We start from the raw sequence: 24,479 nt of genomic DNA on the forward strand, positions 1-24,479 counted from the left end.
GGTTACAAAATGCAGACAAACTGCCGGGCGTTTTTAACGCCTTTCAGCGCACCCAATACCTTGAAATCAATAACCCCATCACTACGCCGACAGTATTTGCCAGCATGTCGTAGGGCGAAGCCGTGCGCAGCGGCATCAAACCTTGCGCGGCCTCGATGAGTACACCGGTGAGCAAACACCCAACAGCGATCCAGCGAAATTTCACAGTGGGAAAGGCCAGGCGGCAGCTGCACGCAAATACCAGAAAGCCGATCCAGTGATGGAGCTTGTCCTCTTCGACGAACAGCTCCGGGATCGGCTGAGTGCGCAAACCCGCGAATAGCAGAATCAAGGTCACCGAGGCAAAGACCAGGCCCCGCAGCCAGAATGGTAATTCGACCAAGCCTTTGAGCCACGTGATCATTCGGTAATTTTCTCGAAGTTGTTGTAGAACAGGTCGCTATCACGTCCGTCGGTCATGGTCTGCAGCGAGTAGGCACGATTCAGGCGTGCACCGCCATCGCGGGTCAGTGGCGCCCAGACGATGTTGGCCCGACGCATGGTGGAGGTACTCATCAGTTCGTCGAACGGGATGGAAACATAGATCCCTTTGTCGAAGCTGCCCTCGCCATACTCCTCCTTCGAGGCGCTGGTCAGGGTGACCCAGGCGCCAAACTTCACACCGTTCTTGAACACCCGCGACAAGTCGACGGTGGTGCCCCAGTCCCGCGCCAGATAACGCCCGACACTGACCGCTGCAAGCATGTCATTGGGCAGCTCAGTATAGCTGGTGACATGGCCCGTCACGGTGTTGTAACCACGCAGACCGAAGCCCTGATCATAATCGCGCTGGCGCACGAAGTTCAGGTCAGCGCCCACCGACCAGCGTTTCCCCGCGGGTCGATACAGCACTTCGCTGCCAACGCCAGCGTACATGGATTCCAGATAGCCGCCGTAGACCATGCCATACAAGTCCTGATCCAGCTGTTTTGCATGGTTGAACTGGAACGTCGGCATCATCACATCGGAGGTGGTCATGTATTGACGCAAATCGGTGCGCACTCGCGGCAGCCCGCTCGGCGCGTCGTAGGTGAACTTGTCGTAGTTGTTCAGCAGGTTGACACTGAGCAAGCCGCTCCACCAGGTATTGCGGGTGAAACGGTACTCTGCGTCGGCATCGGCAGTGAACTGATAAAGCAACCCATCAGGGCCGCCGATGTTCTGTTTGTAGCCCAGGCCGAGGCCATAGGTGAGCGGTTCCAGCGCCTGGGTGTAGAGCGTGGTTTCCCGGTGCGCCATCGCCGGGTTGACCTCGGTCGTACGGTGCAAATCCTTCAGCGGCTGGTCATTGTTCACGACCGCGCGGAACGTTTCGCGCGGCACGCTGGTTTCTTCGATGGACATGTCATAACGCTGGTTCACCAGGGTGAACCAATCGATGTCCTGATTGACACTGTTATCAAGAATCCGGCTGGCTCGCCCGACGGCTTTGGACGAATAAAAATAGCGAGACTGCTCGCCATAGACCATCAACTCGGAGCCACGCTGAGTGATGCGTTTCACCTTGTAGCCGGCATTTTGCTGCAGCCGGTTGGAGACATCGGCCCAGTTGACCTGGTCAGCCGGGGTCGACGGTTCCTGCGCCGGCAACGGTTCGGCGGGAGGGTCGTACGTCTTGACCGGCGCCTTGCGGCTGACAAAGTTGGTGTGCAGGGTGATGCCGAACATCGCCGTATTGCCACGCTCCCAGCCAGCACTCAGATCGACACTGTCCGCGAGCTTATAGACCACGCCGATATTGATCGGCAGGTCTTGCTTGATCGAGTTGTCCAGCGGTTCATTCTTGTAATCGTTGCCCTCGTACTCGAGCTTCAGGCTCAGCGGTGCCCACGGCGTTTGGTAGGCAACCCCGCCAAACAACGAAGGGTGGCCTCTGAAATACGCGTTGGTGTTCACGTCCCCTGCCCTGGCGACAGCCGCCGAGCTCTCTGGCCGGTCGTTGAACTTGCTGCCGAAGACCGCCAGCGGGTTGCTGAAATCCCCTCGATTACCCAGATAGCCCCAGGCAATGCCAAGGCTGAAATCCAAGTCGCCATAACGCTTGTTGGCGACGAAATACTCGCTGGAAAATAGCCCGGTACCGCCGATGTCCCGGGCACCGACGGCGACCTGCGGTGCCCAGTGACTTTCTTCCCAAAGCCGCGCCTTGATGTCAATGGCCTTGTCTTTGAAGCTCTGGTCGCCGCTAAAATCCTCGGGACCGTAGTTGCGGTTGGTGATCGCCGTGTAACGAAACGAGCCCTCCAGCCAATCGAGCGGCTGCAAGGAAAAGCTGTAGCGCGAGTAAGGATCGGTACGACTGGCCGTGGCGCTCAGTTCCCCCGCGGGGGCCATGCGCGCGGTGGGGGTCTGTAGCAGACCGACGCCACCAAAATCATTCTGTGTGTAGCGTGGTTCACCGTGAACCAGTCCGCAGGGCAAGAGCAATACAGCAGCAAAACGTAACTTCAAGGGGCCACCTCAGCCAGGGGTTGAGTGGCGAGAAACTCGGCCAGTTGTTGATTGAGATCAGGCGTCGGCATCTCTAGATCATCGTTGCGGATCGGCACCAGGATCCTGCTGCCAGGGGCCGCCACAACGCCCTCCTCACGATTCCATGCCGCCACGCCCACGCGCCGAATCTTGCCGTCAGGCTGGATCAGCCACAGATAATCGCGCTCGGCATCGTCCAGGATGGTGCATTGCCGGGCATAGGCATGGACTTCCTGCAAGGCGCGGTAAGGCATATGACAGGGCTGCGCGACTGCCCCGAGGATTTCCACGGTGGACGGCCGCGCGGGATAAACAAGACGGTCGCCATCATCGAGCAAAGCGTTGCGGGCGAACCCCACTTCCACCGCGATCGGGTCGAGCACTGCAACCTGGCGCCCAGTGACCGGCAGCCGCTCGATCTGCTCATACAGGCGCGCACTCAAATCTGCTCGCGTGCCCTTGCCATCCAGCAAGGCACCCCGTTGCAGCAATTTCAGATCGAACAAGACGCCGGCCTTCAAGCGCGCTTGCTGAACTTCTAATGAGCGGTGCAGCCACGCTGCACCCAGCCAGTAACTTTCGGGGTTGGGTTGGGCGCCTTGAATGACGTCCATCAAACGCGCACCGGGCTTGACGTCGATGGAACCGGGGCTGCGCACATCACCGCTGACTGTCACGGCTGCCTGGCTCATGCCCGGACCGATCAAGAACAAACCCAACAATAAAAGGTTCGGACACTTCACCGGGCAGCCCCCCGATCAGGGCGTAACTGCACGATTTTCAGGAACAGCTGCGGCGTCAGATGTTGCTCGCTGCGCAGGATGAAACCGTCCTGAGGGTCGACCCAGTAGCGGTTGGTGGCGTGGAAATTCAGGGTGGGTGCATCCACCTGCTCGTCGATGCGCAGCAAGGCGTAATCCTTGTCCAGAATGCTGATGGTCTCGATGCCATGGGTGCTGAAACGGCTGCTGACCGCAATGTCGATACGGTTGCCGTCATAGATGTCGATCCAGCGCGTGCTGGTATAGCCATCAGGCAAATGCTGAAGACCGCGCTTGAAGGGCGACTCTTCATTAAAGCGAGTGCCGTCAAGAGAAACGCCCAACCCGACGGTGCGCACCACCAAACCGTCGCGCATCATCAACACTTGCTTGCCGGAAGCAACCCAGAACTGCAGGTCACCGCGCCGACGGGCCATGGCCATCACCCCCTCGCTGGAGATGGTGGTGACCAGGATCTGCGGATACGGCACGGCGTCGACCTGAGCGCGGGTCAGGTTGATGGAGGCAGGTCCTGTGACGGAGGATTCGAGAGTGTCCCAGGAGGCCCTCATCAACGGGTTACACCCGCACAGCAAGAGCGCCATCGTCAGACCGGCGCTGGTAGGCAAAATTTTCACGGCGGGATAGAGCCTTATCTGCTGTTGGCTTCGCTGAGATTATTAACAGAGCTGGCGCCGGTCCCGAGGACTGCGGCCGTAGGCAGAAGCTGGCTGATCAGACGGTTCCAGCGCGTCACGCCGGCCGGGCCGACATAGACGATGTCTTGCGGCTGCAAGTCGAAACGAGTGGCCAGCACTAGGGCCGAAGGGGATTCGGCATCGAGCTGGAACACTTTGGCCGGTTCGGTTTCCAGGTTATCCGCGCCGCGAATCACGTACACCGCGTTGCCGTTGGAGGTGTTCTGGTTCAAGCCACCCACCGTGCCTAGAGCATCGGTCAGGTTGATCGATTTGCTCTTGAAGCTCAGCGCGCGAGGCTGGTTGACCTCACCCATGACATAGATTCGCTTTTGGTCGTTATAAGGCAAGTACAACCGGTCGCCACCCTTGAGGTAGACGCCCTGCAGCTCTGAGTCCCGGCGATTGAGGGTGTCCAGATCAAGCTTGTATTCGCGCCCGTCCCGGGTCAGCGTCAGGCCCGACAAGTCTGCGTTCAAAGGGTCCACCCCGGCCGCGCCAACGGCCTCCACCACACTCAATGGGTTGGTGGTGATCGGTTGCTGACCGGCTTTGAGCACAGCGCCGGAAATCACCACGGTCTGGCTGGCGAAACGCAAAACGCTGACGTCGACCTGAGGGCTTTCGACAAATTGTGACAAGCGCTCGGCGATAAAGGCTCGCAACTCTTCGATGGTTTTACCGGCGGCCGGAATATTACCGATGTAGGGATAAAACAGCGTGCCGTCCGGGCGCACCAGACGACCGTTGGCATCGAGTTGCTGTTGCGGCCCTGAAGGCGCCGTCAATTCGGGGTGATCCCAGACCGTGATAAACAACAGGTCATTGGCACCCACGCGATAACCGCCCGGAACATAGGACAACAACGCAGCGGGGACCGATTCGCGAACTTGCGTGGCCGCATCCATGGCAATCAATTTAGGGGTGATCGGAATAAGTTCCACTCGGCTACTCTCCGGAGAGCCGTCACTAACCATTTGACTGGTGTCCATGTGTTGACCAGGCGAAAACATACAGCCGGACAAGCTGATACTTGCCAGCATAACAACAGAAAACCTACGGATCATAATGGCACTACGCTAGTCGAGGGCAAGTCTAAAACAAGATCACCCAGAAAGTTCTGAGTGATCTTGTACAACACACTTCGCGGGGTATTAGTTGGTACCAGTCGTACCACCCGTACCAGTGGTGCCGCCCGTTCCAGAGGTACCGCCATTGGAACTGCCACCGGAGTTTGAAGCGGCTACTGCAGCGCCGAGGATGGCCGCACCGACCACCATAGTTTCGGCGACCGTCACGCCCCCGACCAGCGGGGTGTTCAACGACAGTGGCTCGCTTTCGCTCACCGTCTTGCTCACTGGTTCATCCGCTGCCAACGCCGCGGTACTCATGACAGCCAGCAAGCCGGCCGTAAGTAGTTTCTTCATATCAGACTCCTTCTCGACATCAACTATGCATTAGATTTGATACTAGGGACCGGGAATGAACAGCAGGTGAATAGAACTGACACCCGTATATTCAACGAGACAGTTCATACACATTGCCTCCTTGGAGGATGTCATTTATAGGCATTGCATGCCATATGCCGAGCCTCGTCACCTCATCCTCAAAAGCGCTTGCGCAGGGCAGGACGCTTTGACGAAAAGAAGATTTTTCAAGACGTTCACTACCCAATAAGACATTTTCGGCACAAACTCACGACCTTGAACACCTCGTGTCTGACGCCGATTGTTATTATTAGTCAGGATTTTCCCGAATTCTTATCCCACAAAGTTCTATGTGATTGAATATCCAAGGCTCAATACATCGGTCATAAATAGTTAATGTTAACTATAGACCATTATTAATCCGTCATTCCCCACTCAACACCGCGCGCAAGCGCGGGTTGCGCAAGTCTTTTTCCGAGAGAACAGGCGACTCCAACGGCCAGGCAATGTCCAGCTCCGGGTCATTCCAGAGCAGACCACCCTCGTCCTCGGGGTAATACAGATCGGTGCATTTGTATTGAAAATCAGCGGTATCACTGAGCACACAGAAACCGTGGGCATAACCCGGCGGCACCCAAAGCTGAAGATGGTTGTCGGCGGTCAACTTGACGCCCACATGTTCACCACAGGTGGGCGACTGGGGATTGATGTCCACTACCACGTCGTACACCGCACCTTGGGTGACCCGCACCAACTTGCCTTGGGGCCGGGTCTTTTGGAAGTGCAAACCACGCAACACGCCATACTGCGAGCGCGAGTGATTGTCCTGGACGAAAGGCAATTCGATGCCGGCGTCGCGATAACGCTGCTGGTGGTAGCTCTCGAGAAAGAACCCGCGGGCATCGCCGAAGATTTTAGGCTCGATGATCAGTACACCAGGCAACCGGGTGTTGATGACATTCATTTCGCAGGCTCCGTTGTCAGCACCCGTGCCAGGTATTGGCCGTAACCGGTTTTGTGTAACGCGGTGGCTTGTTTATCGAGTTCCGCAGCCGACAACCAACCCTGGTGGTACGCGACCTCTTCCAGACAGGCCACTTTCAGGCCCTGTCGCGCTTCGATGGTCTGGACGAAATGCCCGGCCTCCATCAACGAATCATGGGTCCCGGTGTCCAGCCAGGCAAAACCACGCCCCAGCACGCTGACGTGCAGATCTCCGCGCTCCAGGTAGGCGTTGTTCACGTCCGTGATTTCAAGCTCGCCGCGGATCGAAGGTTTGACTTGCTTGGCAATGCTCACAACGTCTTTATCGTAGAAATACAAGCCAGTGACAGCATGGTCGGACTTCGGATGTTTTGGCTTCTCTTCGATCGAAATCGCCTTGCCGTTATCGTTAAACTCGACAACGCCAAAACGCTCCGGATCACTGACTCGATAACCGAAGACGGTGGCACCAGTCTGTCGTTGCGATGCTTCACGCAGCAAGGCGCTGAAGCCGTAACCGTAGAAGATGTTGTCGCCCAGAATCAGCGCCACATTACTGTCGCCGATAAAATCCTCGCCGATCAGGAAGGCCTGGGCCAGACCATCGGGAGAAGGTTGTTCGGCATAACTGAGTTCAATGCCGAAAGAAGAGCCATCACCCAACAGGTTCTGGAAGTTGGGCAAGTCCTGCGGCGTGGAAATAATCAATATCTCGCGAATGCCCGCCAGCATTAATACCGACAGCGGATAATAAATCATCGGCTTGTCGTAGACCGGCAGCAGCTGTTTGGATACACCACGGGTAATAGGATGCAAGCGAGTGCCGGAGCCGCCCGCCAAAATGATGCCTTTCATATGAGAATTCCCTTCAAAGTTTAATAGAGGCAGGGTTTGAATGGTTCAACCGATATGGCCAAGACGCTCCGGGCGGTACTCACCGTTAAGGACTCGTTGCCACCACTCTTGATTATCCAGATACCACTGAACCGTTTTGCGTAGGCCGCTTTCAAAGGTTTCCTGTGGTCGCCAACCGAGCTCACGCTCGATCTTGCTCGCATCAATGGCGTAACGACGGTCATGCCCGGGGCGGTCGGTGACGAAGGTGATCAGTTCCTTGTATGAGCCCAGCTCTTCATCGCGGGGGCGCAGCTCATCGAGCAGTTCGCAGATGGTTTCCACCACTTGCAGGTTGCGCTTCTCGTTGTGCCCGCCGATGTTGTAGGTTTCGCCCACGGTACCGCGCGACACTACTTCGAACAGCGCTCGGGCATGGTCTTCGACAAACAACCAATCGCGGATCTGCGACCCATCGCCATATACCGGCAGCGGTTCGCCATGGATGGCATTGAGAATCACATGGGGGATCAACTTCTCGGGGAAGTGGAAAGGCCCATAGTTGTTCGAACAGTTGGTGACCAGCACCGGCAGGCCATACGTGCGGTGCCAGGCGCGCACCAAGTGGTCGGAGCCGGCCTTGGATGCCGAGTACGGCGAGCTCGGCTCGTAGGGCGTGGTCTCGGTGAACAGGTCGTCGGTGCCTTCCAGGTCGCCATAGACTTCATCGGTGGAGATATGGTGGAAGCGAAAGCCCTGCTTCTGCTCCGCCGCCAACCCCGACCAGTAGCGGCGGCTGGCCTCCAGCATGCTGTAGGTGCCAACGATGTTGGTCTGGATGAAATCCGATGGGCTGTCGATGGAACGATCCACATGGGACTCGGCCGCCAGGTGCATCACCGCATCGGGCTGGAAACGCGCGAACAGCTCGTGCAGCGCCGCCGTGTCGCAGATATCCACCTGCTGGAATTCATACCGGGGACTGCCCGCCACCGACGCCAGGGACTCGGTATTGCCGGCGTAGGTGAGCTTGTCGATATTGAGCACGCTCACATCCGTGTTGTCGATCAGATGGCGAACGACGGCGGAGCCGATAAAACCGGCACCGCCAGTGACGATAATACGTTGGGTCACTTGCTGTACTCCCTTGGGTACCACTGGATCAGTAATTTTTCATATTGGGAAAGGATGTTTTCCCAAGTGAACTTTTCGTTGAAGCGGCGGGTGCTTTCAGCCTTCATAGCCGCGATCAAATGGTTGTGGTCGTCGCGCAGATATTTCTCGAACAACTTCGCACAGTCGTGCTCGTCGTCGAAGTACACCGCCGCATCACCGGCGACCCAACGGTTGAAATGGTTGTTATGGGCAATCACCGAGCAGCCGGCGCCCAATGCCTCCACCAGCGAAGGGTTGGTGCCTCCTACCTGATGGCCATGGATGTAAAAGCGGCTGAAAAACCGGAGAGCCCGGACCACCGACGCCTCATAGATAGCGCCCGGGAAGATCACTTCCTCGCCGGCCGCGTCCATCACCCGCTTGTGGTACTCGTTCTTCTCTGGCGTGAAGTTGCCCAACACCACCAACTTATGGTTACGACGCTTGCTGCTGAAAGCCTTGACGACCTGCAGAAAGGAGTTCTCCGGCTCCGGCCGGGCGATAACCACCGAGAAACCATGGGGCTCCAGCCCATAACCGGCCAGGGCGGCCGAGTCCGCCTCGTTCACCCGGTCCCCGCCATAGGGGATCATGGTGACCTTCGAATCCTTGACCCGGGTGGCCAGGTGATCCTTGATTTTCGGGTGGTCGGCCACCAAGTGGTTGCCGATCCAGCACCCCGCCCGCTCGTTCAGCCAGAACCACGTTTTCGCCACGAGCCCCCACTTCTCCCGCCGCCATTCGATGCCATCCATATTGATGACATTGGTCTGGCCCTTGATCCTCTGCAGAATATTGAACGCCGCCGTGTTGTAGCCAAGGGTCAGAAACAGTCCCTTCTGGCCCAGCGCATGGACGGTGGCCTTCCAGTCGAAAAACACCGTGCCCGCCACGCCTGTATTGGTGATCGGGATATGAATCCGATGAACACCCTTCCATTCACTGGTCGATATACCGCCGGAACCCTCTTCCTGGCAGTAGACAGTGACTTTCCAGCCCTGCTTGACCAGGTAGAGAGAGAGCTTTTCGGCAAAGGTTTCAAAACCGCCATGTTTAGCGGGGATCCCACGAATGCCGAGGATATAGAGGTTCTTGGAAATCATACGCTCAGTTATTCTCTCTTAAGATTTTATTAATAAGTTGCAAGTACTCAGTACCGAACTTCTTGCTCGGCTCTATAACAGAGCCTTCGCCGTATTCGTTCCAACAGCAAATAACTATATTCCCAAGAGTTTTTTGTGGATTATCCGTAACATATTTTTTTGCTGACTGTAACTGTTCTGAAAATTGCTGTGGCGTACTGGATGAATTATCGTGATCTGGTATTGTGCTGCCACCCCACGGACGCTTATCCCAACCTGAAGTCACAGGAATGAAGTAAGGGATATCACTATTATCAAGAACCCAATCCCATTTTTGCTGATACCCCACGGTTAGTTCTTTATAGTTCATGGACAGGCTTGTGATCTTGATTTCTCCGCGAGACAAATCCTGATAGTTATATGCCGATAATGCGTTATATCCAGAGCTTTCCAGATCCCTAGGGGAGTGACCTTTACTAGGGTTTACACTTCCAATAAAATAGATGCCTCCAAAACCGGCTTTTTCAGCTGCATGATTAGCACGTTCCAATAACATGGAAGTGCTATAGCCAAAGCGACGAGCATCGGAGGCAAAACGCTCTGGCGAAAATATGAAGACGGCAGGTTTTCCATCAACCTTCTTATAGTTGCGATGGGTGAAATAGTGTTTTACCCAGTAAGCCACTATTTCATCAAACTGACCCAGACTGGCCGGGGTATTTGTATGGTTAGCCCACATAACCATAAATTCCAATTTATCTTGAGGTAATGCCATGAACGAATTGATCGCATGCGTTCTAGTAACACCATGAGTATTATCCCAATACCAATCATAGAGCACATAGTCTATTCCGTAGTCACTCATCCATTGCACATGCTGTGCCGTGACTTTTCGGGAGCTTTCTTTATACCACCCGAGCAAAGGCTCTCTGTCCGGGTAAGGTTTGATTTTCGCCCATGGATCTGTGTGCGGTTGGTTCCAGCCAGGATAATAAAATACGCCAACATCAATTTTAGCTGCAGCATTAGAGCAACTAGAGAACGCAATGAATAGCAGAAGAAATATAGTTCTCAAGGCATTTAGTCCTTATTAGTTCTTCCCAGCACAGTTTTTGCAATATTTTCGGCGTATTGGGTTAAGGAAAATTTTGCTCGATATGTTTTTAGCGCTTCGACTGACAACTCCCGATAATTGTAACTACTCGAAGGCGGAAGATTTTTCAATACATGGGATAGCGCTGTGCAACTATTCGGTTCGAATACAAAACCATTCTTATCCTGGCATACAATTTCCACCAAACCACCGTGCCCTGCAGCTATGACAGGTAAACCCATAGAGAATGCTTCGATAGCCACCCTGCCAAAGGGTTCAGGCTTGATAGAGGGTACAACTACATAATCAGCCCACGTGTAGTGTTCAGTCGGATCAGTGGCAAATGGAATCAAACTAACAATTCCATTTAATTCAGAGCCTTTGATTCTCTGATACAGTTCAGTCTCAAGATACTCATAGCCTTCGAATGCGCTTCCAACTATGCGCACATCTAAATTAGACAACTGCTCTGGCGCAAGAGAACTTAACGAATCCAGAAAGAATGCCTGTCCTTTCCAAGTATTTATGCGACCAATTAATAGAATTTTTGTTTTCTGAGTTGCTTGAGAGGCCATCGGAGGCGATGATATTTCTTCCACCCCGTTGTAAATCACATCTCCTTTTAGGTTGAATGCGTTTTTAGTCGCCTGAGAGTTAAAAATCAATTTTGCACCAGACAGTCTTAGCAGTGCTTTGAAAATAAAAATTGATTTGCTTCCTGGAATCTCTCTCACATGGCAAAAAAAAGTCTTTTTAGTTCCTCTATAAAGCGAGGCGGAGATGAGTGCCGAAAACATTACGGTAGTATTGATATATACAATGTCATGTGTTTTGTACGACAGGTAGTAGTGCTTCACCGCAGATAACATTTCCCATAGATATCGCAAAGGACGACGGAAACTTTTTTTTCGCAATACACCGAATGGATAGTAGGAGACTGTAGATCCGCTTTTCTCCAAGAGAGGTGCCAGATCTCCGGGAGAAGGAACTATAGAGTGAGTAGCAACATGGCGAGCCAATGCTTCGACAGCACTTAAAAAACTTCTATCCGACCCATAAAGCTCTGAACCCTGGTGGAGACAAAGAATCTTGACAGTCATAATTATTTTGCCTTGGCCATGATTGATCGGATGGTATTCAACAACAAAATGTAGCTCAGGTTTCTTGTCGTAATAATTCTCTTGGACACGAATGCAAGTACGTAAAGCGAAATTTTAATTCGATGAAATTTCACGTCATCAAATACGTAAACCTTGGATAAGATCAGATTTGTCAGCCTTCTTTTCAAAGAGTTAAAGTCTGATAAATTATCGCGCAACGCTGATTCATGCTCCAACGTCGTATTAAGGACAAAAACAACATCATATATTTTTGAGTACGACAGGAAAAACTTGGTGTCCACTCCGTAGAAACTTAACCTCTCGTCGAACCTTAGTTCTTCGACTATGCTTCTGGACAAAACAGTTCCACTCATCATTGCTACTAGGCTAGATGACTTTACAATCCCGACATCTACATCAGATTCTTTGAGAGCGTATCCTCGAACCCCTGAAATCCGCCCTGGAGAAATCAAGTCACCATTGTGCTTTATAAGTGGGATAGCTACTTTTACATTCGACTCAAAAAATGAACGCAAACTCAATAGATAGGAATCATCTATAACCGAATCATCATCCAATATTATATAGTAATCACACTGACCATTATCTTTAATGAGCTCATTATAAACAGTGGAAAGTTTTTTGTTTTCTCCACTATGATAATAATTAACGTGCCCTAACATGCCTTGGATTGAGCTTAGATCAAATCCGCCCAGCGAATTATCCTGAATACAGTAAGTAGCATCAATTCCATACTTAGAAAAATCCACATTACTCAATGATCGTAGAGTTTTGGAGTTTTCCGGATCAGTAGAGTACAAAACGACGATGAAATTTATTCTAGTATTCATTAATGGCGCACCTCATAGGAAGTTGGGTTCGCCACCCTGAATGGCAGGTTATTCTTAAAATAATGCTCCTTGCGCTCTGTGGACAAATGGTTATACGAGAGAAGGAACACAATTAAAAAATAGTACATAGAGCCAGAAATGTGTTGAAAACTGCACACAAACAAAAATAACGAGAACTGTAAAAGCGTATAGATTCCAAAGCGTTTTTGCTCAAGACTAGGATCTTTTCGAGAAACGCTCATTCTAAATAACGTGTAATACAAAAGTAAGGAGAAAACTCCCAACTCCAGAATGCTATATATATAAAAAGAATCGAATGATCTAGGGTAACTACCTAAGCCACCCCCTGAGAATGTCAAATCAGAAAAGAAAGTATTGTACTGAGCTATCCGTCCAAGTGAGGATGCGTCTTTAACTCCAACATCAGAAGACAGAAAAACAAATAGCCCCGTGACCAGAGAGACAGATGCACCAATAGCCACCGCCTGTTTAGCTTTCCCTGATCTCACTAACTTCAATGAATATATGAATAGAAGTGCAATACCCACCATCAAGAAACTGGTTCGCACTTGTGTTATATAGGAGAACACAATGTACGCAACAAGAAGCATACCATCCCATAAAATTCGCCTGGATTTCTTAAAAATAAGAATATTACAAATTAAATGTATTGCTATGAACCCATATATGTATGCTGCTATCAGCGCAGAAACTAAAAAGCCAGCAGCTCTCAGATTGTCATCACGGACCATCTGGTAAGCAAGTTGAGCTTCATTGTAATTACTATTCACCTCCATTTTTGAGTTAAGAAGAGATTGATATCTCCATATATTTTCGTAATTCCCATTGAAGGTCATATACTCGTAGATGGAGTACGCACCATTAAATAACGTAAGAAGCACCACGATCTTAAATACATGCTCAAATCTTACCCCCTTAACGCCCCCAGCCTCAATCAACACTATTGAAAAGATAATTGGGAGATGAGCACTTCGGAAGTCAATATAAACATTCTTTGGATTGTATCCTTTGTTCAGACCAATGATTGCGGCAACCGCAACGAGCAAGGCACATGCAAGCAGAGGCTTAATTGCCTTTACTCTAATACGTCCCTGAAGAAATATCTTAAGCAGTGCGGATAATAGAAAAATCTCCGTACCTAGCTTAAAAACAATTACGTCTGCTCCGAAGGCCAAACCCAAGTAGTAATTAACGTAGTCGTAGAAAAATATATAGGTAACATAAAATGACAAAAATAGTTTCTTGTTTGCTGTTTTCTCTGAATGGATTAGCGCGGAGGCAGCAAAAAACATTAGCAGAAAAAAAAATTCTGCAGCAATGCTCATGACGTCAGTTCCGATATAAACTCTGTCACTAGGTCTTTTTGTGGGCGGGTGTGTTCCAATATAGATTGCTTTGTAATACCTGATACTTTATCAAAGGCTACAGAGATGTCCTTTGCATGATATTGAGTAGTGAGACCTGGAGCCCCCCACGTTTTAATATACTCTTCTAGCTTTTTTATTTGTTTATTGAAGGTTATATAGGGGACACCAAAACTCAACGATGTAATCGTACCGTGCAGGCTTGTCCCAATATACATTGAGGACTTCGAAATCAGCATCATTATTTCATAAACATCTATAACCGGCTCGATCAGAATAACTCTAGCCTTATGCTTTCCAGTTAATGCATTACGTATAGTCTTCAACGGCAACAGGTCTTCGTGACCTAACGCGTGCCCAATTGGGCAAAGAACCAAATCAAAATTACTTTTTGACAAAACGGAATCTAAATTAGATATAACTTCGCTTAGATCGTCGGTCTTTTCACATCCCACTTGGAAAAATATATAGTCGTTCTGAATAGATTTATAATGACTGAATGAGTGTTTTCTCTGTTCCATTTCTTCAGATAATAATCTTTCCATGAGAATGGCTGAGTCAGGAACCAGCTTCAGCGAAGGTAAATCTCCCTTTTCCGATAGTATGCTAAATGTTTTACGGTCTCTAACACCTATAGCTTTATGGCTCCGTATCTTCTTCTTCAGGAGTTTTCGCTTAGTATCTGTCCACGACGCAATTGCAGCACCACCGACACAGTTCAAAGAGATGTCAATATCCATATTCAACTCTGAAGAGCTAAATGAGAATGGCAAATCGGTAGCACCACCGCATAGGTGCTTCGCTATTTTTGACACGAGCATAGTTCTTCTATCAACAGCTCTAACCAACTTATACTTGTAAACCTTATTAAATGTCGGGCTCAAATACGAGTAAAGGTCCGCCCAACTAGTGCAGAGTGACTCACCGCCCGCGATAATTACGTGATCACCGCTTTTGGTCTGTTGGTAAAAGTCCTTAATTGATCTGGTCGGCTTTCCGCTATATTGGGATAGATCGCTATCAATTAAACCGTAGTAATTTACTATGGATCCGGATTCAGATTGCAGCGCTTTTTCCAGAATAAGCGGAAACAAAAGGTCTCCGTAGTTGTATCTGTCAAAGGGTCCTACGATTTGATATTGCTTCATGGGCATCCTATTGAGTCTGCTTATTTATGAAAACCTTAAATACTATGCTCGCGAGGTAAAATAACAATACTGCGACAGCTACATTGATTGCATCAACTTGGTATACACAATAAATTACTATCAAGTAAAGAATGCTTGCGGACAACCCAATACAGTTGGATAGCAGTATGACTCTATCAAGATTTTTACAGTAGAGAACGTACTGATAGCCTAAGTTTATTGCGTTTGCTAGCAAGGCCCCTAATACCAACATCAATAAAAGCGGGTTTTGCTGTATATGGAATAGCTGTGAGTTACTAAAAAATGAAGCTGCCACAAGAAATGACGGTATAGCCAAGCAAAAAAAAGCGCCCATAAGAAGAGATATAAGCAAAAGCTTTTTGGACACTAGTTTAAATTGCGCCTTGTCGTCATCCTTATGAAGGGCTACCAGGACAGGATATATTCTGCTGGGCCCAAAGAACATATACAGAGCGCTCGCCGCCATGCTGAGGCTTGTATAAAAAACATAGATTCCTAGCGTTTCCTTGTCGGATGTAGCGTTGATGATGACTCGGTCTAAAACCTGCATTAGCCTAAGGCTTAGTGTTGCCATGAGAAAAATTAAAGCGGTTTTTATCGCGGACACTGACCAGTGATAATCAAGCTTCGGAGTAAAACACCAGGCATTAGTGTACTTTTTGGAAATATATATGTAGGTAGCTATGGTGCTGATAGCCCCAAATACCAACCACATAGTAAATATATCCGTTAACTCAACTCGGTATATTTCCAACTGAAATACAACAACCGTTATTATCACCCAAGATGCTGCGCGAAAAAAAAGACTTAAGCTAGCAGCCAGTTGATCTCTTAGTGCGATTAATGTCCTGTAGGACTCTTGACCGAAGTGTTCGACCAACGTAATCCCCAAGAAAAAATAAAGGTACTTGAATTGTAGTGCATGCAGTTGACTCAACAGCAGGGTTATCACAAGGAAGACTAATGATGTAAACAGGTATAGCCCAAGCTGTTTATTAATCAGGACTCGCCATTTATTAGAATCCTCTCCTATCCCTTTTCTATTTACGTATGAGTGTGCCTCGAGCCCTATGAAATAAATTGAATAACTGGTCATAGCTGCAATTAGACCGTAGTCCCCAAGGTCGGAAAGGCTTAACTTTCCGCCCAGATAAATTACGAAAACGAGCTTGCAGATAAGAGTTATTACTCTGAGCACTGCTGAGATCAGCTGTGAATTTAGTACTTTTTTCAATAACACCATCGTAACTTTTCGCTTTCTCTACGACAAATTAAAGTACATTCACCTTTTTTCTGAAAGAGCTATATAACCTGATTGTTAGGCTGGCTACCTGTTCAGAACCATGTTGAATCTCCTGAACCAGGTCAGCGCATCGCACATTTAATAGATCGTCTATTATTAATAGTCGAGTCTTTTATAAGCGATTATCGCTACAACCAAAAGACTCTATAGCGTTTTTTTAGACGATCGTCATATGTGCGAAAGGTAGCTACTTCACCTGCCGATTGAGTAGTACTCGATCCCAAGATCTTGCATTTTTTTCGGATTAAACAAGTTTCTTCCATCAAACACGACGGGATTGCGAAGCTTCTGAATTATATTATCAAAATCTGGAGCTTTAAATGCTTGCCATTCCGTTATAATTATGAGGGCGTCGCTGTCTTTTAAAGTTTCTTCTTTGGTGCCACAAAGACTTAGATTTTCATGATTCCCATAAATTCGCTGAGTTTCTTCCATAGCTTCTGGATCAAATGCACGCACGTGGGCTCCATGTTTCCAGAGTTCTTCGATTAGAACTCGACTTGGAGCTTCACGCATATCATCCGTATTTGGTTTGAAGCTTAATCCCCAAAGCGCGAAAACTTTACCTTCTATTTTTCCGTCGTAATGTTTTAGGATTTTTCTCGATAGAACAGATTTTTGCTCGTGATTTCGTGATTCGACAGACTTTAGAACTTTCGCATCGAAGTCCAATTGCTCCGAAGCCTTAATAAGAGCTTTCACATCCTTTGGGAAACAGGAGCCGCCGTATCCGGACCCCGCGTAAATAAAGTGATAGCCTATTCGCGGGTCCGAGCCGATACCTTTACGCACCATTTCAATGTCAGCTCCGAGCATCTCCGAGAGGTTGGATATCTCATTCATAAAGCTGATTTTTGTTGCAAGCATGCAGTTGGCTGCATATTTCGTCAGCTCAGCGCTGCGAACGTCCATGACAATTATTTTTTCATGATTGCGATTAAATGGCGCATATAAATCACGTATGACTGCTTCGGTGTTAGCTTGCTCGGTCCCGACAATTATCCGATCCGGACGCATGCAGTCAGATACTGCAGAACCTTCTTTTAAAAACTCTGGATTCGATGCAACATCAAATGAGAGATCAGTGCGGCCGCGCTCAGAAAGTACGCTCGCAACTCGGTCTCTCACTTTATCGGCCGTCCCAACAGGAACGGTAGATTTGTTAATGATAATACAATTACTTTCAATGTTACTTGCTATTGTTTCGGCAACGGCCAGTACATATTTCAGGTCCGCAGATCCGTCCTCATCAGGAGGTGTGCCTACCGCAATGAATTGAACCTCTCCATGTTTCACTGCAGCTATAGCATCTGTAGTGAATTTCAATCTTCCAGCGCTGTAGTTCTCTTTAACTAAGACTTCCAGTCCAGGCTCATAGATTGGAATAATCCCCTGTTCGAGGTTTCTGACTTTTTGCTCATCTATGTCCACACAAATGACATCGTGGCCAATCTCGGCGAGCACCGCCCCTTGAACAAGACCTACGTAGCCAATTCCGAATACTGTGACTTTCATGATGATTACCTGTGATACAAACGTTGGTTTTTGGCTCACGCCGTCCGCTGGAAACCTAAGAGATCCCAGGCTCCTTGATAGCCTTAAAGTTCGGCAATAAGAGTGACCGATGAGGAAGGAAGCGGCATAAGACACGCTACCGCCCCAGGATTTTTCGTCATCTTCCTCAGGACGTGGTGCTTCCATGAAATATCGGTTTGATCCTGCCTATTGGCTAATGATCCGGCGCAGCAATAAACGATAAAAACTCAAGAACAACAGTAACGCCGTCAAACATCTGAACTTATGACGCGACCTGCTCACTCATCAACTTTTGTCGGAGGCGTAGGCATAGTGGTAATAGCCATAATCACTGTAGCCATATTTATTGGAGGCCTTTTTCTCCACGCCGTTAAAAATCGCACCTTTAATGGCAACGCCATTCTGGGAGAACCGACGGACCGTCAACTCGATTTCTTTCGCCGGGTTCAGGCCATAGCGCGTCACAATCAGGTTGGTCCCAGACAAGCGCCCGACGATCGCCGCGTCTGTCACTGCCAATATCGGTGGCGTATCGAGAATTACCAGATCGTATTGCTTGCTCGCCTGCTCCAATAGCGCGCTGAAATTGGCGTGCATCAGTAACTCGGAAGGATTGGGCGGGATCTGGCCTCGACTGACAAAATCGAAGTTGTCGATTTCGGTCTTATGGATAGCGGTGGCCACATCGCAGCGCCGGGCCAGGATATCGGAGAGCCCATTGTCTGAAGAAACACCTAACACTTTGTGCAGATAGCCCTTGCGCATGTCCACATCGATCAGCAATACCCGCAACCCGGTTTGTGCTATCACCACCGCGAGGTTAACCGACACGAAGGTTTTACCCACCTGAGGGCTGGGCCCGGAAATCATCAGGCGGTTGTTGTCGGACTCATGCATGGCGAAGTGCAGGCTGGTACGCAAACTGCGCAGTGCCTCAATTGCCAGATCGGTAGGATGGCTGACGGCCAGCAACGTAGTACCTGCCCCGGAGCGCCCTCGTCCGCGGGAGACTTTGTCTTCTTCGGTTTTCTGCAAAACGCTGTAAGGAATCGACGCGTAGACCGGCAACCCAAGTTGCTCGATGGCTTCCGGACTTTCCAGTCCCCGGTTAAGTGCCTTGCGTACCAGCACCAGGGCCACCGCCAAGAAGCCGCCAAGAATGGTGGCGATCAATACAATCAAGGCTTTTTTCGGTTTGACCGGCTTGAGGAAATTGACGTCCGCGGTGTCGATCAGACGCACGTTACCAACGGTGCCCGCGCGCATCACATCCAGTTCCTGAGACTTGTTCAGCAGTTGGGTATAAATGGCGGTACCGACCTCTACATCCCGGGTCAGGCTCAACAATTCTTGCTGGGTGGAGGGAAGGCCCTCCACCTTGGACGCCAAACTTTTCTGCTTGCTGGTCAACTCACCTATCTGAGTCAACAAGGCGCGATAGGCGGGATGTTGGCGGGTGAATTTGCGGTCCATCTCGGCTTGCTGCAATTTCAACTCTGAAATGCTGGTATCAAGCCCGACAATCTGATCAAGAATGGCTTTGGTTTCGAGCGTGATGTCCACGGACTTGCTGCGCGTCTGGTATTCATTCAAGGCATTCCCGGCTTTTTCCAGGTCCTGCTTGACCACCGGAAGTTGCTCTTTAAGAAACGCCAGGCTCTGCGCTGCCTCAGCTGAAGTGCGCTCTACGTTTTGCCGCACATAAATAGCGGCAATTTCATTGAGTGTTTTGATGGCCTGATTCGGATCTGTGCTTTCCAGCGCCAGCCCGATCATGCCCGACTCTTTTCCGCGCTCGGATACATCCAAATCCTCTTGGTAGTCGAGGATGCTGGTCAGGCGAGAATTGCGGATGATTCTGAAGCGGGTTCCAGGATTGGCGTGCATTTCCTCTATCTGGAACGCAACACCATTCTGTTCGAAAAGTTGCCCAGTCTGGGTGGCTGCCAATAGGTTGTCGTCTTCGTCCACCAAGGTGTAATGACCATTTTCACCCGCGGTCAGGGTCAACTTCTTGCCCAGTTGCGAGTCGGGAAGATCCAGTTTGAATATCTTCAGCGACTCCCCTCCCCAGGCGAAACTGTTCAACCCCAACAAGGGGTCGGCTATTTCACCAGGATTTTTACTCTGGAATCGACGAGCCAGGAACTCACCGACCACCGGGAAGTACATCGGTTGTATGACGATATCAAGTTTCAGGTTATCAACCGCTTTACCAATCACCGCACGAGACTTGATCAGCTCGATCTCGGTCGCCGAAGGCGATTCTTTGCCCAACATACTGCTGACATCGGAGAAACCCAACAAATCGTTCTTTTTCGCTTCAACCTGCAACAGCGCATTCGCCTGGTATACCGGGGTCGCAATCACCGCGTACGCGGCCCCAGCCACCATGAAGGCACCGGTAACCGCGGCAATCAGCCATTTATGGTCGATGAGTGTTCCAAACAAGCCGAGAAGATCAATCTCGTCATTGTCGTCGTCCCGCACGTTAACTACCGGTGCTTGCTGCATAAGTCGGATTCTTTGCCTGTATTACGATTCAAAAAGGAGTGGCCATCAGCGCGCCAGGCGCTGTGCCCATGCGAGTACGGCTTCTTCGATCAACGCATAAGCGTGCACAAATGCAGGTTTGCCTTGACGGTAGGGGTCGCTGATTTCGCGATCGTCTTGCCATTTGCCCAATAGCAACACTTTGCCTCGCGCTTCAGGGGCAATGTTGAGTACCCCGCTGACATGCCGCCGCTCCATCACCAGAATCAAGTCCGCCTCGCTGACGGATTGAGGCGTAAGTTGAGCGGCCTCATGTCCATCGGGCAGATGACCATGCTCTTTGAGTAGGGCGTGTGCCGTCGGCTCGATGGGTTTGCCCACCAAGGCAGCGAGACCAGCCGAACTGACCTCGATATCGGAATGAACGAGTGCCCCGCGCAGCAGATGCTCCGCGGTGGGACTGCGGCAAATATTGCCGACGCAGACAATCAAAACCCTTTTAAGCAAGATAACATTCCCCGTCTTGTCAACATTGGCGGTGACATAGCACTTGCCGAACATAAGAGCTTTAAACTACGAATGAATCCGGGTATGTATAACCCCAGTAACTGCAGCTGAAACTTTCAAACCATCAGTGCGTATTTATTACCATGACGTTTGAACAGCCCCCAACTTTTTCTTCAGACAAAAAATAACATCTCACTCTTTGAGCGCTGAAAATAACAGTTCTGGAATTTATCCAGACAATTTCTAACAATTGCCGTTTTCCCGCGACCGTTCAATCTAAATTACACCGAAATAGCGAGTGGCTAATATATAGCCGTTCCGTTAGTGCATTGCCAGGACGTCGGACATTCGGTTAGAAGTTGGGTAAGAGATGTCTTGGGTAATAACTTTGTTTACAGCAGGTTGCGTCAGGAGCATGCCGTGGAACAACCAGGCATGCTCGCCGGCCAACCGACCGCCCGATTTTCTCTGCCCCCGCCTTGTTCGAAACATGGCGCACAGGCCTTTCGCTGCCCCTGCAGCGTTGCCAACATTTTTCTCGAGTGATCGAGCCATTTAGAGCCCGCACTCTCCAGCGTTACCGGTTCCGACAACCCGTCGAACCTTTCCTACTGCCATTAGCCATTCCATCTGTCTACTTTCAAGGACGCTTCCATGATTCGTAAATGCCTATTCCCCGCTGCCGGCTATGGGACCCGCTTTTTGCCCGCCACCAAGGCCATGCCGAAGGAGATGCTGCCGATCGTCAATAAGCCGCTGATCCAGTACGCCGTCGAGGAAGCGCGCGACGCCGGCCTGCAACATATGGCCATCGTCACTGGCCGGGGCAAGCGAGCGCTGGAAGATCATTTCGATGTCAGCTTCGAGCTCGAACACCAGATTCGCGGCACTGATAAGGAGCGATTCCTGGAAGGCACTCGTGAGCTGATCGATACCTGTACTTTTTCCTATACCCGCCAAGTGGAGATGAAGGGCCTGGGTCACGCCATTCTCAGCGGTCGTTCGTTGATCGGTGATGAGCCATTCGCCGTGGTGCTGGCCGACGACCTGTGTTTGAACCTGGAAGGTGACGGCGTACTGGCGCAAATGCTCAAGCTCTACGAGCAATTCCGCTGCTCGATCGTGGCAATCCAGGAAGTGCCGCGTGAGCAGACTCAAAAATACGGCGTGATTGCCGGCGAGCTGATTCGCGAGGGTATTTACCGGGTCAACAGCATGGTCGAAAAGCCCCGCCCGGAAGACGCCCCGTCCAACCTGGCCATTATCGGTCGGTACATTCTGACCCCCGATATCTTCGACCTGATCGCTGATACCGAGCCTGGCAAGGGCGGTGAAATCCAGATCACCGACGCATTGATGAAGCAGGCCCAAAACGGCTGCGTACTGGCTTACCAATTCAAGGGACGACGCTTCGATTGCGGCGGCGCCGAAGGTTACATCGAAGCCACCAACTTCTGTTTCGAGCACCTGCATCAGAACACCTTGTGACGGCGCTGAACCCTGACAAACGCGTGCGTTATCGAATTGATTTTTTGGTCTTTATTACCCTATGGACGAAGCCTCTATGAAGACATTGAGCGGTTTCAAGGCAGATGACAGTCGCCGCCCGTATGGCGCTGACCTTAAGAACAACCTCGCGTACCTCATCGTGCGCGCCTATGCGTCGGAGCTGATCTTTCCCCGGGTGCAGAAACAGCCGGTGCTGCTGGTGGAACGCATCGGTGCCTTCCCCTCCTCCGGGGAAATCCGCCGTCACGTCAAGGATGGTCCGGCGTTAATGGCGAGCATCAGGCAGCGTTACGCCGCCGACGCCCTCGACATCGACGAGAGCGATGGGCTGAACCTGGTCTTTGCCGACTGGCGTCTCAGCTTGCGTCTTCTGGACGATGATGGCGTGACGTGCCTGACCGTGGAAAGCCGCGGCGACAGCTCGCTCATGCAGCACAAAACCGCCGAAGTGCTGAAGCAGATCGACGCAGAGGAGGCATTTAAATGAACGCGATTGCAGAGCACACCGCCAAAGCCTGGTATCTGCTTCAGTGCAAGCCCAAACAGGATGAGCGCGCCGAAGAGCATTTACAGCGCCAGGGCTACGCCTGTTTTCGTTCGACCTACCGGCGTGAGCGCGTTTTGCGCGGGCAGCGTCGAGTGATCAGCGAGTCGTTGTTTCCTGGCTATCTGTTTATCCAGCTGAGCCTTCAGGACAGTTGGGGCCCGCTGCGCTCGACCCGCGGTGTTTCGCGAGTCGTCGGGTTCGGCGGTCAGCCACTGCCGATCCGCGATGCACTGATCGACGAGCTTCAGGAGCGAGACAGTCAGGCGATCGTGACAACGTTGTTGAGGCACGGAGATACGGTGCGCATCACTGAAGGCCCGTTCTCCGATCTCGAGGCGGTGTTCCTGGCCATGGATGGCGAGGAACGGGTGCTGTTAATGATGAATTTCCTGCAGCGTGAACAGCACATCAGCTTGCCACTGGCAGGGGTTAACAAGATTTAGATCCACTCAGCGGCTTGAGTAAAAGAACCTGTGGCAAGGGAGCTTTCTCCCGTTTGAGTGCGTAGCACTCACAAAAATCGGTTGGCAGATTTTTGGGGCCGCTACGCAGCCCAACGCGAACAAGCTCGCTCGCCACAGACCTACGCCCCTTCCGAGAGATGATTCCAGTCGATCCAACCCAAAAACCATGTCGCCAGAATCAGCAAACCGAACGCAATCCGGTACCAGGCAAACACCGCATAACTATGGTTGGCGATGAACTTGAGCAAACCGCGCACGGCAATCATCGCAAAGAGGAATGCGGCAACAAACCCCAAGGCAAACACCGGCAAGTCTGCAGACTGGAACAGGTCGCGGTACTTATAGCCCGAGTACACCGCGGCCCCCACCATTGTCGGCATCGCCAGGAAGAATGAAAACTCGGTAGCCGTCTTGCGTGACAGGCCAAACAGCAACCCGCCGATAATCGTTGAACCCGAGCGCGAAGTGCCGGGGATCATCGCCAGGCACTGTGCGCAACCGACTTTCAAGGCATCGGTCCAGCGCATCTCGTCAACGTGATCGATAACCACCACATGCTCACGTTGCTCCGCCCACAACATGATGATTCCACCTATCACCAGCGCCACGGCCACGGTGATCGGGTTGAAAAGATACTCATGGATTTTGTCGGCGAACATCACACCCAGAACAACCGCCGGCAAGAAACCGATCAACAAATTCAGCGTGAAACGTTGCGCATTACGCTGGGTTGGCAAACCGGTAGTGATCTCCAGAATCTTGCGACGAAACTCCCAGACGACCGCCAGAATAGCCCCCAACTGGATGATGATATTGAACGCCATGGCTCGCTCACCGCCGAAGTCGAGCAAGTCCGCGGCAATAATCTGGTGTCCCGTACTGGAGATGGGCAAAAACTCTGTGAGCCCTTCAACCAACCCTAGAATCGATACCTGCGTGGTGGTCCAGAAGTCCATTAATCCCCCGTTAAACCCTCTCGGCTGAAAGGTCTGTTGATGATGCCGAACATTTGATTCTGGTCGCGATTAAACCTGTCGAACCAGCGGAGGATTAAAGCGCACTCTCTGCCT

At 50.9% G+C, this 24,479-nt stretch carries 23 protein-coding genes; 3 read left to right on the forward strand and 20 right to left on the reverse strand.

The genetic code is table 11. The features are described 5' to 3' along the window. Positions 1-43 precede the first annotated feature (43 nt). From ACZ89R_RS07345 to ACZ89R_RS07435, 19 genes are all read right to left on the reverse strand, one after another. The gene (locus tag ACZ89R_RS07345) at positions 44-403 is read right to left on the reverse strand and encodes a VanZ family protein (RefSeq protein WP_429546195.1); all 360 of its coding nucleotides are present in this window, start codon (positions 401-403) and stop codon (positions 44-46) included. Further along, positions 400-2,490 carry a YjbH domain-containing protein gene (locus ACZ89R_RS07350; RefSeq protein WP_429546194.1) on the reverse strand — a complete coding sequence of 697 codons (2,091 nt, stop codon included), beginning with the start codon at positions 2,488-2,490 and terminating at the stop codon, positions 400-402. The genes ACZ89R_RS07345 and ACZ89R_RS07350 overlap by 4 nt, the downstream gene beginning before the upstream one ends. Further along, positions 2,487-3,254 (reverse strand): capsule biosynthesis GfcC family protein, encoded by a 768-nt coding sequence (locus ACZ89R_RS07355; protein WP_429546193.1) that lies wholly within the window; start codon positions 3,252-3,254, stop codon positions 2,487-2,489. The genes ACZ89R_RS07350 and ACZ89R_RS07355 overlap by 4 nt, the downstream gene beginning before the upstream one ends. After that, positions 3,251-3,910 carry a YjbF family lipoprotein gene (locus tag ACZ89R_RS07360; RefSeq protein ID WP_429546192.1) on the reverse strand — a complete coding sequence of 220 codons (660 nt, stop codon included), beginning with the start codon at positions 3,908-3,910 and terminating at the stop codon, positions 3,251-3,253. Before ACZ89R_RS07360 ends, ACZ89R_RS07355 begins: the two co-directional genes overlap by 4 nt. Before the next feature lie 14 nt (positions 3,911-3,924). Continuing rightward, positions 3,925-5,037 (reverse strand): polysaccharide biosynthesis/export family protein, encoded by a 1,113-nt coding sequence (locus tag ACZ89R_RS07365; protein ID WP_429546191.1) that lies wholly within the window; start codon positions 5,035-5,037, stop codon positions 3,925-3,927. Between the two features lie 87 nt (positions 5,038-5,124). Further along, positions 5,125-5,397 carry a hypothetical protein gene (locus ACZ89R_RS07370; RefSeq protein WP_063340354.1) on the reverse strand — a complete coding sequence of 91 codons (273 nt, stop codon included), beginning with the start codon at positions 5,395-5,397 and terminating at the stop codon, positions 5,125-5,127. Positions 5,398-5,821: 424 nt separating this feature from the next. After that, complete coding sequence (gene rfbC, locus ACZ89R_RS07375; protein ID WP_429546190.1) at positions 5,822-6,361, reverse strand: dTDP-4-dehydrorhamnose 3,5-epimerase; 540 nt, start codon at positions 6,359-6,361, stop codon at positions 5,822-5,824. Continuing rightward, positions 6,358-7,236, reverse strand: a complete 879-nt coding sequence (gene rfbA, locus ACZ89R_RS07380) for a glucose-1-phosphate thymidylyltransferase RfbA (RefSeq protein ID WP_429546189.1) — start codon at positions 7,234-7,236, stop codon at positions 6,358-6,360. The genes rfbC and rfbA overlap by 4 nt, the downstream gene beginning before the upstream one ends. A 45-nt stretch (positions 7,237-7,281) precedes the next feature. Continuing rightward, positions 7,282-8,349 carry a dTDP-glucose 4,6-dehydratase gene (gene rfbB, locus ACZ89R_RS07385; protein WP_429546188.1) on the reverse strand — a complete coding sequence of 356 codons (1,068 nt, stop codon included), beginning with the start codon at positions 8,347-8,349 and terminating at the stop codon, positions 7,282-7,284. Beyond that, positions 8,346-9,473 (reverse strand): DUF1972 domain-containing protein, encoded by a 1,128-nt coding sequence (locus ACZ89R_RS07390; protein ID WP_429546187.1) that lies wholly within the window; start codon positions 9,471-9,473, stop codon positions 8,346-8,348. The genes rfbB and ACZ89R_RS07390 overlap by 4 nt, the downstream gene beginning before the upstream one ends. 4 nt (positions 9,474-9,477) lie before the next feature. After that, positions 9,478-10,527 (reverse strand): glycoside hydrolase family 99-like domain-containing protein, encoded by a 1,050-nt coding sequence (locus tag ACZ89R_RS07395; protein WP_429546186.1) that lies wholly within the window; start codon positions 10,525-10,527, stop codon positions 9,478-9,480. 5 nt (positions 10,528-10,532) lie between these two features. Beyond that, positions 10,533-11,645, reverse strand: a complete 1,113-nt coding sequence (locus ACZ89R_RS07400; RefSeq protein ID WP_429546185.1) for a glycosyltransferase family 4 protein — start codon at positions 11,643-11,645, stop codon at positions 10,533-10,535. 2 nt (positions 11,646-11,647) lie between these two features. After that, positions 11,648-12,496: a glycosyltransferase family protein gene (locus ACZ89R_RS07405; RefSeq protein ID WP_429546184.1), complete on the reverse strand. Its 849-nt coding sequence runs from the start codon at positions 12,494-12,496 to the stop codon at positions 11,648-11,650. Continuing rightward, on the reverse strand, positions 12,496-13,842 hold the full coding sequence (locus ACZ89R_RS07410) for a hypothetical protein (RefSeq protein WP_429546183.1): 1,347 nt from the start codon (positions 13,840-13,842) through the stop codon (positions 12,496-12,498). Before ACZ89R_RS07410 ends, ACZ89R_RS07405 begins: the two co-directional genes overlap by 1 nt. Beyond that, the gene (locus ACZ89R_RS07415; protein ID WP_429546182.1) at positions 13,839-15,029 is read right to left on the reverse strand and encodes a polysaccharide pyruvyl transferase family protein; all 1,191 of its coding nucleotides are present in this window, start codon (positions 15,027-15,029) and stop codon (positions 13,839-13,841) included. Before ACZ89R_RS07415 ends, ACZ89R_RS07410 begins: the two co-directional genes overlap by 4 nt. 7 nt (positions 15,030-15,036) lie before the next feature. Further along, entirely contained in the window at positions 15,037-16,284 is a 1,248-nt protein-coding gene (locus ACZ89R_RS07420) for a polysaccharide biosynthesis protein (RefSeq protein ID WP_429546181.1), read from the reverse strand. A 261-nt stretch (positions 16,285-16,545) separates the two neighbouring features. Further along, entirely contained in the window at positions 16,546-17,868 is a 1,323-nt protein-coding gene (locus ACZ89R_RS07425) for a UDP-glucose dehydrogenase family protein (RefSeq protein ID WP_429547882.1), read from the reverse strand. Positions 17,869-18,174: 306 nt separating this feature from the next. After that, positions 18,175-20,403: a polysaccharide biosynthesis tyrosine autokinase gene (locus tag ACZ89R_RS07430; protein ID WP_429546180.1), complete on the reverse strand. Its 2,229-nt coding sequence runs from the start codon at positions 20,401-20,403 to the stop codon at positions 18,175-18,177. A gap of 45 nt (positions 20,404-20,448) precedes the next feature. Beyond that, positions 20,449-20,943: a low molecular weight protein-tyrosine-phosphatase gene (locus ACZ89R_RS07435; protein WP_429546179.1), complete on the reverse strand. Its 495-nt coding sequence runs from the start codon at positions 20,941-20,943 to the stop codon at positions 20,449-20,451. Between the two features lie 600 nt (positions 20,944-21,543). On the opposite strand from ACZ89R_RS07435, the gene galU reads away from it, so the two are divergent. The 3 genes from galU (at position 21,544) to rfaH (ending at position 23,388) form a co-directional block, all read left to right on the forward strand. Further along, positions 21,544-22,377: a UTP--glucose-1-phosphate uridylyltransferase GalU gene (gene galU, locus ACZ89R_RS07440; protein WP_429546178.1), complete on the forward strand. Its 834-nt coding sequence runs from the start codon at positions 21,544-21,546 to the stop codon at positions 22,375-22,377. Positions 22,378-22,453: 76 nt separating this feature from the next. Continuing rightward, entirely contained in the window at positions 22,454-22,885 is a 432-nt protein-coding gene (locus tag ACZ89R_RS07445) for a phosphohexomutase domain-containing protein (protein WP_063340366.1), read from the forward strand. Next, positions 22,882-23,388 (forward strand): transcription/translation regulatory transformer protein RfaH, encoded by a 507-nt coding sequence (rfaH, locus tag ACZ89R_RS07450; RefSeq protein ID WP_401173505.1) that lies wholly within the window; start codon positions 22,882-22,884, stop codon positions 23,386-23,388. Before ACZ89R_RS07445 ends, rfaH begins: the two co-directional genes overlap by 4 nt. Before the next feature lie 140 nt (positions 23,389-23,528). Here the strand turns inward: rfaH and ACZ89R_RS07455 are convergent, their stop codons facing one another. Further along, positions 23,529-24,365 carry an undecaprenyl-diphosphate phosphatase gene (locus ACZ89R_RS07455; protein ID WP_123497711.1) on the reverse strand — a complete coding sequence of 279 codons (837 nt, stop codon included), beginning with the start codon at positions 24,363-24,365 and terminating at the stop codon, positions 23,529-23,531. Between the last annotated feature and the right edge of the window lie 114 nt (positions 24,366-24,479).

It is taken from the genome of Pseudomonas sp. TE3728 (assembly GCF_056279145.1).